At 44.1% G+C, this 12,077-nt stretch carries 14 protein-coding genes; all 14 read right to left on the bottom strand.

The window, feature by feature from the left end:
- Positions 1–15: 15 nt before the first annotated feature.
- Positions 16–903: a MinD/ParA family protein gene (locus F0220_RS11330; RefSeq protein WP_149846520.1), complete on the bottom strand. Its 888-nt coding sequence runs from the start codon at positions 901–903 to the stop codon at positions 16–18.
- Positions 900–2,252 carry a flagellar biosynthesis GTPase FlhF gene (gene flhF, locus F0220_RS11325; protein WP_091017286.1) on the bottom strand — a complete coding sequence of 451 codons (1,353 nt, stop codon included), beginning with the start codon at positions 2,250–2,252 and terminating at the stop codon, positions 900–902. The genes F0220_RS11330 and flhF overlap by 4 nt, the downstream gene beginning before the upstream one ends.
- Positions 2,249–4,282, bottom strand: coding sequence for a flagellar biosynthesis protein FlhA (gene flhA, locus F0220_RS11320; RefSeq protein ID WP_091017288.1), 2,034 nt, complete (start codon positions 4,280–4,282; stop codon positions 2,249–2,251). The genes flhF and flhA overlap by 4 nt, the downstream gene beginning before the upstream one ends.
- A 25-nt stretch (positions 4,283–4,307) precedes the next feature.
- Positions 4,308–5,390: a flagellar biosynthesis protein FlhB gene (flhB, locus tag F0220_RS11315; RefSeq protein WP_188310541.1), complete on the bottom strand. Its 1,083-nt coding sequence runs from the start codon at positions 5,388–5,390 to the stop codon at positions 4,308–4,310.
- Positions 5,391–5,413: 23 nt separating this feature from the next.
- Complete coding sequence (gene fliR, locus F0220_RS11310; RefSeq protein WP_017689171.1) at positions 5,414–6,202, bottom strand: flagellar biosynthetic protein FliR; 789 nt, start codon at positions 6,200–6,202, stop codon at positions 5,414–5,416.
- A gap of 10 nt (positions 6,203–6,212) precedes the next feature.
- Positions 6,213–6,482, bottom strand: coding sequence for a flagellar biosynthesis protein FliQ (gene fliQ / locus F0220_RS11305; RefSeq protein ID WP_017689172.1), 270 nt, complete (start codon positions 6,480–6,482; stop codon positions 6,213–6,215).
- A gap of 25 nt (positions 6,483–6,507) precedes the next feature.
- A complete protein-coding gene (fliP, locus tag F0220_RS11300) occupies positions 6,508–7,263 on the bottom strand; it encodes a flagellar type III secretion system pore protein FliP (RefSeq protein ID WP_036609355.1) in 756 nt (251 codons plus the stop codon).
- Entirely contained in the window at positions 7,260–7,796 is a 537-nt protein-coding gene (locus tag F0220_RS11295) for a flagellar biosynthetic protein FliO (RefSeq protein ID WP_091017292.1), read from the bottom strand. The genes fliP and F0220_RS11295 overlap by 4 nt, the downstream gene beginning before the upstream one ends.
- 11 nt (positions 7,797–7,807) lie before the next feature.
- Positions 7,808–8,173, bottom strand: coding sequence for a response regulator (locus tag F0220_RS11290; RefSeq protein ID WP_017689175.1), 366 nt, complete (start codon positions 8,171–8,173; stop codon positions 7,808–7,810).
- A gap of 28 nt (positions 8,174–8,201) precedes the next feature.
- The gene (gene fliY / locus F0220_RS11285) at positions 8,202–9,476 is read right to left on the bottom strand and encodes a flagellar motor switch phosphatase FliY (RefSeq protein WP_105598207.1); all 1,275 of its coding nucleotides are present in this window, start codon (positions 9,474–9,476) and stop codon (positions 8,202–8,204) included.
- Positions 9,466–10,464 carry a flagellar motor switch protein FliM gene (fliM, locus tag F0220_RS11280; RefSeq protein WP_074094566.1) on the bottom strand — a complete coding sequence of 333 codons (999 nt, stop codon included), beginning with the start codon at positions 10,462–10,464 and terminating at the stop codon, positions 9,466–9,468. Before fliM ends, fliY begins: the two co-directional genes overlap by 11 nt.
- A 40-nt stretch (positions 10,465–10,504) precedes the next feature.
- The gene (locus F0220_RS11275) at positions 10,505–10,966 is read right to left on the bottom strand and encodes a flagellar basal body-associated FliL family protein (protein ID WP_105598206.1); all 462 of its coding nucleotides are present in this window, start codon (positions 10,964–10,966) and stop codon (positions 10,505–10,507) included.
- Positions 10,966–11,187 (bottom strand): flagellar FlbD family protein, encoded by a 222-nt coding sequence (locus F0220_RS11270; RefSeq protein WP_017689179.1) that lies wholly within the window; start codon positions 11,185–11,187, stop codon positions 10,966–10,968. Before F0220_RS11270 ends, F0220_RS11275 begins: the two co-directional genes overlap by 1 nt.
- Before the next feature lie 68 nt (positions 11,188–11,255).
- On the bottom strand, positions 11,256–12,071 hold the full coding sequence (flgG, locus tag F0220_RS11265; protein ID WP_091017297.1) for a flagellar basal body rod protein FlgG: 816 nt from the start codon (positions 12,069–12,071) through the stop codon (positions 11,256–11,258).
- Positions 12,072–12,077: the final 6 nt, after the last annotated feature.

The raw sequence follows: 12,077 nt of genomic DNA, 5'->3' as shown, positions 1-12,077 counted from the left end.
TCCTTTATTCAGAAATCACGTTGTCCGTTTAAGCCACTTATTCATAAATCCCCTGATTCCTGTCAAGGTTCCGGATCCCGGAGTTGCAGGTACAGCCAGATAACGAAGAGCAAGTTTCTCTATATCTTTAGAGGCTTTGGCATTCGGATAAGCCAGACTATAGGGCATTTGCCTTTTAACCGCCTTGACTACCTGGGCGTCTTCTGAAATATACCCAAGCAGCGGAATATCCGTCTGCAAAAACCGCCTCGCCACTCCAGCTATTTTTTCTGCCACCCGTTCCGCTTCTCGTTCGTCTTCCACCCGGTTAACGATCATCCGAAAGGGCGTAGCATTTTCCTGGCCGTGCATAACTTTGACTAAAGCATAAGCATCGGTTATTGAAGTCGGTTCAGGTGTAGTTATAATCAGGCATTCATCAGCAGCACCGATGAACTTCATATTCTCTCTGGAGAGTCCTGCCCCAGTGTCAAAGATGACATAATCCATTTCCTGGGCAATATCCTCGACTTGACTGGCGAAAAACTCCAGATCACGATCTGACAATGAGAACAACTCTTTCATGCCCGATCCTCCAGCAATGTAAGGCAAGCTACTGGCACCCAGTTGTATGATTTCCCTTATGGTTTTTTGTCGGTACAACAGGTGGTAAAGATTATAGGAAGAAGACGTACCCATAAGAACATCAATATTAGCCATTCCAATATCAGCATCAAATACAAGTACCTTTTGCCCCAAAGCCTGCAACGCCAAGGCAAAGTTCAGTGTGAAATTGGATTTACCAACACCTCCCTTACCACTGGCCACAGTAATGATTTTCGAGGATCGAATATCTCGCTCAATGCCTTCCAATTCCAATGGCGCGGAGACCATACTTCGAAGTGCAGCTGCCTGATCCTTCATTGTGACCATTCTCCCAGCAACTGTTTAGACAACGAATCTGCATCTGGTTTCAACAAATCGTCCGGAACATTTTGTCCATTTGCCACATATGCGAGCTTGAGTGGAAAACGGTGTAACAAGTTAAATAGCGGACCGCAACTCCCAGTCTCATCCATTTTGGTAAAAATCACCTTATCCAGTCCATATTTACTGAAATGTTCCGTGATCTGCACCATATCAGCACTTTTGGAAGTCATACTCATGACCAGAAAGGTTTCGCTATTCTCTACAGGAGCAAGCAAACTTTGCAGTTCTGAAACAAGTAATTCATTTCTGTAGTTTCTACCCGCTGTATCCATAAAGATCAAATCACAATTCTCTAATCGAGAAATGGCACGTTGTGTATCACCGGGCGATTGTACCACCTCAAGTGGAACATTCAGTATAGAAGCATATGTTCTAAGCTGTTCTACCGCCGAGATCCGATACGTGTCTGATGTAATGAATCCAACTTTACGCTGTTTTTTGAACATTTGTTCAGCAGCCAATTTTGCAATCGTCGTAGTTTTCCCTACACCGGTTGGTCCAGCTACATAGACGATTCGAGTGGTTGGAAGAATGCCTTCTTCAATACGTTGCTCCAAAAAGTGCATGACCTCAAGTTTCACCGCTTGTTCTACATCCTGTTCTTTCAATCCATCCTCAGACCATTTTGCTTGAATTGAATCAAACCAGGATTCCCATACTTCAGGCCAGACATCTTGTTCTGTCAAACGCTCTCGGATCGGTTGCAGTTCCTCTGGCACAGGGTCTGCAGAAGTACCTTGCTTTGAAAGCCTGGTCACCATTTGTTTAAGATCCTGCAATTCAGTCATCAACTTATCCTGCTGCAGGTCTGAACCTGTTGGCTTTGGACCAGTTGTTGAACCCGAAAAATCCGCCCCTTGCGGTCGCGGTTTATGATCCATGCTCGAAGAACCTGAGCTGCTGTCTATGTCTGAACCGATATTACGCGATTCAAACACAGACGGAGCAGCAGCAGATTGGTCCTGTACACTTTGATCAGCTGTATTCGTTGTAGCCGACTCATCAGAAGCCGCAACAAACGAACGAGCTGTTTGCCGATAAGCCTCAGGTACAAATGCACGAGGTACAGGTGTGAATTGATTTTGTACTGGCTTTGTTGTTTGCTTGTTTTCTTCCTTATCCACTGCAGCTACAACTTCAATCCTTTTTTTTCGAAACATTCCCATCACTCCGCCCACCTTAATCTCTTTGGTGGACAGAATAACAGCATCACTTCCCAGGTCTTTGCGAATTTGAAGCATAGCTTCGGGCATGGTCTCAACAACGTATTGTTTTACTCTCATAAGTTCACCACCCCGATACTTTGAATTTCAACATTCGGCTCCAACTCGCTGTAGGAAAGCACAGGAATGTCCTGCATAGTACGTTCAATAACCTGACGCAGATACATCCGAATGGTTGGAGAAGTTAATACAACAGGTTGTTGACCTGATTGAATCAAACGGTTTACTTGTTCACTGAGCTTCTGATATACACTTTGTGTAGAAACAGGGTCTAACGCAAGATAACTGCCTTGATCCGATTGTTGCACACTTTCAGCAATTTTCTTCTCAAGACCAGGTCCAACCGTGATCACTCGAAGTGTCTCACCTTTCTGTGAGAACTGCTGAGTAATCTGACGCGAGAGGGATTGTCTGACGTATTCAGTCAGCACATCAGGATCTTTCGTATACGTACCATAGTCAGCCAGTGTCTCGAAGATGGTCACCATATCCCGAATAGATATTTTCTCACGCAATAACTTAGCAAGCACTTTCTGTACATCACCAATGGAAAGTAGAGAAGGGATCAGTTCATCCACAAGGGCAGAATAGTTCTCTCTGAGATTATCCACAAGTGCTTTTGTCTCTTGTCTTCCAAGTAACTCATGCGCATGTTTCTTAATCAGTTCCGTCAGATGTGTAGCCACAACGGAAGGCGGATCAACGACCGTATATCCTGCAAGTTCGGCTCTGTCTTTGGTTACTTCATCAATCCATAGTGCTGGAAGTCCAAAAGCAGGTTCTGTCGTTTCAATACCTGTTACAGACTCCTCATCATAGCCAGGACTCATGGCAAGGTAATGATTCAACAACAGTTCTCCGCCACCTACCACATTACCCTTGATTTTGATAACATACTCATTGGGTCTGAGCTGGATATTATCTCGAATCCGTATGACCGGAACGACTAACCCCAGTTCAAGAGCACACTGCCTCCGAATCATAATGATCCGATCCAATAAGTCCCCACCCTGCTGATTATCAGCAAGCGGGATTAAACCATAACCAAATTCAAACTCAATAGGGTCCACCTGAAGCAGGTTAATTACACTTTCAGGACTTCTAACCTCTTCAATCTGCTGTTCTTCTTCCAACTGTTCTTCCGCTACTTGTTTCAAATTCAGATTATTCTGCATACGCCACGCGGCATATGCCAACACACCTGCCAATGGAAGCGTAGTAATAACATGAATGGGTGTGAAGAAACCGAGCATGGCAATAACGAAAGCTACGATATAAATAAGTATTGGATATGTAAACAGTTGCCCCGTAATATCATCTGCCAGGTTTCCTTCTGAAGACGCTCTGGTGACGATAAGTCCTGCTGCTGTGGAAATAAGCAGAGCCGGGATTTGGCTTACCAATCCATCTCCGATAGTCAGTACAGAGTACGTTGACATTGCATCTGCAAAAGCCATCCCATGCACAGTCATACCGATAATGAACCCACCTATGAGATTGATCAGGAGGATGATAATACTTGCAATAGCGTCACCTTTTACGAATTTACTTGCTCCATCCATCGCTCCATAGAAATCGGCTTCACGTTCAATTTTGGAACGACGCTCACGAGCTTGTTGCTCGTTGATTAGACCCGCATTCAGATCCGCATCGATACTCATTTGTTTACCAGGCATCGCATCGAGGGTGAATCGGGCAGCAACTTCAGCTACGCGCTCAGACCCCTTTGTAATAACGATAAACTGAACAACAACGAGGATCAAAAACACGATAAATCCAATCGCAATTTGCCCTCCGGCAATCCAGCTACCAAAGGTAGCAACAACGGCTCCCGCATCCCCATCACCAAGGATTAGCTTGGTTGTCGAAATGTTCAGTGCCAGTCGGAATAGTGTAGTGATCAACAGCAAAGCTGGAAAAATAGAAAACTGCAACGCTTCTTTGCTGTTCATGGCAACAAGAAGTATCATCAGTGCAATTGAAATGTTGACGACGAGCAACAAGTCCAACAGCCAGGGCGGGATCGGGAGAATCATCATTAACACAATGCCAATGATACCCGCAAGGACAGCTATATCTTTAATCTTCAATGAATGTACGGCCTCCGATCCCCTTTTATTTCGTTCTGCCCTTTAGTTTATATACATAAGCCAGCACTTCAGCTACCGCTTGAAACAAATCGGCCGGTATAGCGTCACCAATCTCGGCTCTCTGGAACAATGCCCGTGCCAGCGGCTTGTTTTCCATCGTAATAACACCGTTTTCTTTGGCAATTTCCTTAATACGCAAGGCGACATAATCCTGACCTTTGGCAATAATCTGTGGTGCCTCCATCTCGGAACCTTCATACTTTAACGCAACCGCAAAGTGAGTTGGGTTCGTAATGATTACATCCGCATTCGGCACTTCCTGCATCATACGCTGCATAGCCATACGACGCTGGCGTTCCCGGATTTTACCTTTGATCAGCGGATCACCTTCCATTTTCTTGTACTCGTCTTTGATGTCTTGCTTGGACATACGAATCTTCTTCTCATGGTCATACTTCTGATACATGTAATCAAATATCGCAAGTATCATTAATGCCACTGCAATCTTGATCCCAAGACTTAAAGTGATCGACGCAGCGAAATGTAAAATAGCATCCAATGAAAAATGAGAAAGTGAAGCAATATCTGACTGGTAGCCTTTAATTGTACTGTAAACGAGATAACCGATAATCGACATTTTCAAAATGGATTTAGCAAATTCCACTAATGAGCGGAGAGAGAATATATTTTTGAAACCTTTAATCGGGTCCAGTTTCTCAAGTTTTGGCTTCAAACCTTCCCCTACAAGAAGAAAACCAACTTGCATGTAGTTAACGATCAAAGCAACCAGTAACGCACCCAGCAAAACGGGAGCGATCAATAACAAAACTTCAATACCATAGCGCATCATAAGCGCCATCACATTCTCTCCGGTGATATCCATACTCAATCGATTGATGAAGATATCTGTAAACAGACGAACTATACGTTCTTTATAGTAATTGCTGAATACCATCATGATCAAAAACACGATTAGGAGAATGGATGCGCCAGATAGTTCAGCGCTTTTGACAATCTGTCCTTTTTTTCGTGTATCCTGTCTCTTTTTCGGGGTAGCTTTCTCCGTCTTCTCCCCTGAAAACAACTGGAGGTCGAGTTGAAGTTTCATTTGTGTCTTTTCCTCCGTTTCACTCAGCCGGGCCTTTGTCCAATGGTTCCAAGCAATTTTTCCATCGATCTGAATATCGCTTCGAACAATTGACTAAATACAAAGGAGAAACTGGGAACCAGCAAAAGCAAAATAGCAAGACCAACGAGTAACTTAAGCGGCAACCCAACTGCAAATACATTAAATTGAGGAGCAGTTTTGGCCAAAAAACCTAATCCAACATCCGTCAAAAACAACGCAACTACAATCGGAGCCGACATCTGAAAAGCCAGCATAAATGATTGACCTAAGGTCTGAATCAAAAATTCAGCAATACTTCCATCTGCCAACCGTAGGAAAAACACATTCGATAATGGTACCCACCGGTAACTGTAAACGATCGCATCCAGCAAATAATGGTGTCCATTCATCGTCAGAAACAGAAGCATAGCAAATGCATACTTCAAGTTACCCGTAAGTGGCGCTGAAGCACCTGTCATTGGATCGTATACATTGGCCATACCAAAACCGATCTGTAGATCGATAAAGGTTCCCGCAGTCTGAACAGCCGTCATCAAAAGATAAGCCACAAAACCTAAAAGCAGGCCAATTAGAATCTCTCTGATGATCAATAAAACATAGCTCAGATCGGTGGGTACGGTCTGGTCTATTCCGTAAATCAGATAGACAGACAATGTGACAAATGCAGAGATACCAATTTTAACTGAAGTCGGCACATTTCGAGCCGAAAAAACTGGCGCAGTTACAAAAAATGATGTGATTCGACAAAACATAAGCAGAGCGACAGGGAAACTTTGCAACAATGTCTCCATCTGCTAAAGCCTACCCTATGTATCTGTATAGATTATCGAGAATGTTGAACGTAAAATCGACCAAGATATTTAAGATCCAAGGTCCAAACAAAAGTACTGACAGAAGTACGGCAACAATCTTGGGTACAAAAGCTAATGTTTGTTCCTGAATTTGAGTTGTCGCTTGAAAAATACTGATTGCAAGTCCTACAACCAGAGCTAGTATAAGCATGGGTGCACTGGCCAGCAATGACGTGTATACCGCTTTCCCGGCCAGACCGATAATAAATTCCGAAGTCATGACCGTCCTCCTTTAACTTTCCGGATCAAGTGTTAAAACTCAGTAACAGTGACTTGACAACCAGATACCACCCATCCACAAGGACAAAGAGCAGTATTTTAAAAGGTAATGAGATCATGACCGGCGGAAGCATCATCATCCCCATTGCCATGAGTGTACTCGCGACAACAATGTCTATAACCAGAAACGGAATAAAAATCATAAACCCCATCTGGAATGCTGTCTTCAACTCACTGATTACATATGCCGGCACCATAACAGTAATTGGGATATCCTGATAGGTCTTTGGTTGTTCAGTCTGATTGTACTTCATAAACAGCAGAAGATCTTTTTCTCTGGTGTGACTAAACATAAATTTCTTCATGGGATCCGCTGCTTTTTCAAGTGCCTCGGTTTGCGTTAGCTCTCCCTGGAGATAGGGCTGAAGCGCTACCTGATTTATGGAAGACAATGTCGGCGACATAATGAAAAGTGTCAGAAATAGCGCCAAACCGACCAGCACCTGATTGGGTGGCATTTGTTGTGTACCCAAAGATGTACGTATAAAACCGAGCACAATCACAATCCGAGTAAAACTGGTCATCAGTACAAGCATTGCTGGAGCAATACTAAGCACCGTAATTAACAGAATGATGGACAGTGAACTCGTGCTTGGTGTCCCTCCATCACCGTTTCCAATCTGAATATCAATATTCGGAATGGGTTCGGCAAAGGCAACCGTTACAGATGCCAGACTGATAAGTCCTAATAAACAACACGCTAACCAAATCTTTTTCTTCATGAATCCCTCGACCGATCTGTAGTATTGTCTTTATCCAGGAGCTTTTCCATCTTCTCTTTACGGTTAGGCATCTGCCGAAGTTTGGATTCAAACATTTCGTGAAAAGAAGTTGTGTCCTCTAGTTCCATTTCCCGCGGCGGTTCTTCTCTACGGAAACGTTTTGTCAGCTTGGCAATGAGAGGTGAGAGATTTCCTTGTTGTGCAGCAGCATCTCGTTCAAAGGAATCAATGATTCTTTGGGCCTCTTCCAGATCCGAAACCTTATCTATCAACTGGATGTCTTCACCTACACCAAGCAGATATACACATCCACCAATTTCCATAATTTGCAACGACTTGTTTTGCCCCAGTCCAACTCCACCCAGGGTACGAATTGTGCCGTGCCGGAACATTTGCTGATTCCGTTTGTTTAGAAAACGGATCAGGTAAACAATAAGGGCCAGGATGACGGCCAGGACAACAATCACCCATACAAGCTGTAAATAATAATTACTTCCCACGCCAGCTCCTCCTGGAATATCACCCTGAGCCATCATCATGTCTCTTAAACGCCCAGTGTCTTGCTGATCGCTTCGATAACGCGGTCAGATTGGAACGGTTTAACGATAAAGTCTTTAGCACCTGCTTGAATAGCGTCGATTACCATCGCTTGTTGACCCATCGCGGAGCACATAATTACTTTAGCGTTAGCATCAATCTTCTTGATTTCTTTCAAAGCTGCAATGCCGTCCATCTCAGGCATCGTAATATCCATTGTGATCAGATCCGGACGAAGCTCTTTAAATTTCTCAATTGCTTGTGAGCCATCCTGAGCCTCACCAACAACCTCATATCCATTTTTGGACAAAATGTCCCGGATCATCATTCTCATAAATGCAGCGTCGTCTACGACTAAAATTCGGTTTGCCATCTTGATTCAAGTCCTCCCTAAATTGTGCTTATTGTAATTTCTGAATTCGGTCCCATTGGCTAACGATATCTATAACACGAACACCAAAGTTTTCGTCAATAACGACAACTTCTCCCTTGGCGATCAGTTTGTTATTTACCAAAATATCGACAGGTTCCCCGGCTAACTTATCCAGTTCGACAATCGAACCCTGTGACAGTTCCAAAATATCTTTAATTTGCTTCTGGGTCCTTCCTAATTCTACGGTGACTTTAAGGGGAATGTCCATCAATAAATTCAAATTGTTTTCGTCTACCTGACCATACGCCCCATTTTGCAAATTGGCGAATTGAACTGGTTGTACGTTAACATTCCTATTTGGCATTCCACCGTAATGTTGAGGTGCACCATAAGGTTGCTGCGGTGGCGTGCCATACGGCTGCTGTGGCGGCATTCCTTGAGGCATACCCATCGGGGCCTGTCCATATCCGTTATAGTCCTGCGCAGGTTGTTGTGGAGCCTGTGGAGCCTGTTGGTGCTGAACGGGCGGCTGCTCCGCAACCGGTGTTGGCGTTGCTGGTACAGCTGCTGGCGCAGGTTCAGGTGTTGATGCCACTGGTGCGCTTGCAGTTGACTCCTGAGCGCCTCCAATCAGCATATCTACCATGTTTTTGGCAAAATGTACTGGAAGCAACTGCATCAGATTGGAATCGATCAGATCCCCGATTAACAAACGAAATGAAACTTGGATAAGGGTCTCATCTGCTGGAAGATTACTTACACCCTCTCCACTCTCCAGATTGAGAATATCGATTCCTGGAGGGGAAATATTCACAAAACGATTAAAAATGGTGGACATTGAGGTTGCAGAGGAACCCATCATCTGGTTCATTGCTTCCTGTACTGCACTAATATGGATTTCATTCAGTTCTTCATCGACCGGATTTCCTTCGCCACCCAGCATCAAATCAGCGATGACTTGAGCATCTCTCTTCTTGATAACAAGTGAGTTAATGCCTTCGAATCCATCCACGTAATTCACATGAACAGCAACATGCGGCTTAGGAAAAGCTTCTTCAAACTGCGTTCGACTAATAATAGAAACTTTAGGTGTTGTAATATCTACTTTGAGGCCTAATAGCGTGGATAAGGCTGTTGCCGCGCTACCAAATGTAATGTTACCAATCTCCCCCAAGGCATCCTGCTCCAGCTCGGTCAAAAAATCATCAACCGTCTTTTCAGCGGGTTCCGAGCTGTTTATCGATTCCGATTGCCTGAGCAAAGCATCGATTTCTTCTTGGGATAAATAATCCTTACTCGTCAAATTCTTCAACTCCTTCGGTGACAATCTTGTCTATTTGCACAGCCACACGGTCTTTGATTGTCCCCGGACTGCCCATGTATTTCAGTTTGTCACCCACTTTAATGGAAAGTCCCTCATCAACTGGTTTGTTCAACGTAATGACATCACCAACGGACAAACCCAGAAATTCTGCAATTGAAATTCTCGATTCTCCCAATTCCGCAACGATTGGTAACTTGGCTTTGTTCACACGCTCTTTTAGAGCATCATACTCCTCCGGAGCTCTCGTTTTCTTCTCCGAAACAAACCACTGATGAGTTGACAACCGTGACATAATAGGTTCAAGAACGACATGCGGTATACATAGATTGATCATGCCTGTCGTGTCACCAATTTTGGTACTGAGCGAGATCAGAGCAATGGTCTCATTGGGAGATACAATCTGCATAAATTGCGGATTGGTCTCGAGCGCTTCCATCCTTGGGGAAATATCCAACACAGTCTTCCATGCTTCCTGCAAACTTTCAAATGCTCGGCTGAATATCCGCTCCATGATGGTCGTCTCAATCTCCGTCATCGATGCGATCTTGGTTGGAGCAGTTCCGGTTCCACCAAGCAGGCGATCCAACATCGCATATCCCACGTTTGGATGGACTTCCATCACCATTCGTCCCTGTAGTGGCTCCGCTTCAAAAATGTTCAATATCGTCATCTTAGGAATAGAACGGATAAACTCATCATAAGGCAACTGTTCGACCTGAACGACATTGATTTGAACGAACGTCCGCAGTTGGGCTGAAAAATAAGTGGTGAGAAAGCGTGCAAAGTTTTCGTGAATACGAGTCAAGCTTCTGATATGGTCTTTGGAAAAACGCACTGCCCGCTTAAAATCGTACGATCTGATTTTTTTCTGAGTTTCTTCCTTCTTCAATTCCTCAGCATCCATCTCACCAGAGGAAAGGGCTGCTAATAGGGCATCAATCTCATTTTGTGATAATACATCCACCATGTTCTCACCCCCTTACAGGTCTACAGCATGTTCTGTTCATTTACATCGTTGCTATCACAATGGATGAAAAGCTCGTACTACTTAAATTACTTTCTGGTAAAGCTTCATTAATAAGACCTGTTAATTTCTCATTAAATAGTATCCGACCCTTTGCTGTAGCCAGTTCATCAGACTTCGTATCTGCAAGCGTCTGAATGATAATCGGTTTTACGACAATTTCTTTAATTTTCTCGAAATCTTCCTTGGCTTTTACGTCAGCCAACTTGAATGAGAAGCTACCGACAATAACATGATCTGTATCAGCCAAATTGGTTTTAATTTCTCCAAGCTCAGAGGAAACTTCTACAATCTCATCCGCAGTCATCTTCTTGGCTTCTGAAGCTGCCGCCGTATGTGTGTCGTCCTTATTCCCGTTCTGTCCTTGCATAAATACAAACACAACCACCACAATGAGTGTTATCGCCAGCAACATTGTTGCAAGCCAGGGCATCATTTTTTTCATCAGGATTCCTCCGTTTGCTGCACTTTAATAGTGGCTGCCTGAACCCCGATTTCACGGTTGTAATCTTTAATTTTGGAAATAACGTCAGCGGCTTTTTCAAGCACAATCAGTCTCTTTCCAGTTACCAGAGTAATATACGTATCCGGCGTCTCTTCCACAATTTCAACCATCAGCGCATTTAACCACATGGGAGAACCATTTAACCGCGTAACCGAAATCATGCTAAGCCCCCTTGATCAGAGTGGGAGGAGCAAGCTCCCCCACGTTTTAAAAATTCATTAATCAGCTATTAACGTTTCAGGTTAACAACTTCCTGAAGTATTTCATCCGACGTTGTAATGATCCGGGAGTTGGCCTGGAATCCACGCTGAGCTACGATCATCTCAGTAAATTCACCGGTCAGATCCACATTAGACATTTCGAGCTGTCCAGCAATGATTGCTCCCGTTCCGTCCTCAGCACTGTTCGCTGTCAATGGTTCCAGTGCCCCATCCGGATTCGCGTTTGCTGTCATACGGTACAAGTTGCCCCCAATTTTCTCAAGACCTTCTGGATTGACCACTTTTCCGATACCAAGTTGTGCTCCCGCTTCGATAGTTCCGTCTGCCATGGTCTGGTTAATCGTTCCATCCTGACCAATCGTAAAGGAAACGACGTCATCTGGAATGGTAATATTTCCGCCACCGTTATCCAGAACAAACAATCCATCCGATGTCAAAAGGTTACGTGCAGCATCGACATGAAAATCCCCCGCACGAGTCAGGTAAGGTACTTCCTGATCTTCACTCAAACGTACCAAGAAGAATCCATCTCCATTAATCCGAAGATCTGTTGGATTATTCGTTGTCATTGGGCTACCTGCCAGATGCAGCGTATCAATTGAACCTACCGTTACACCAAGACCGATTTGTTTCGCATTGACACCACCACTTGCATCGCCAGGGGCAGTTACCCCTGCCGTTGTTTGGCTCATAATATCTTTGAACATAACCCGACTGCCTTTGAAGCCAACCGTGTTTACGTTCGCAATATTGTTACCAATTACGTCGAGTTTTGTTTGGAAACCCCGCATCCCGGAAACGCCTGAGTACATTGATTTTATCATTTTTAA

The sequence above is a fragment of the Paenibacillus sp. 37 genome, from assembly GCF_008386395.1.
GTDB classification, from domain to species: domain Bacteria; phylum Bacillota; class Bacilli; order Paenibacillales; family Paenibacillaceae; genus Paenibacillus; species Paenibacillus amylolyticus_B.
The sequence above is the reverse complement of the archived record's forward strand: the minus strand, read 5'-3'. Positions and strand labels throughout refer to the sequence as shown.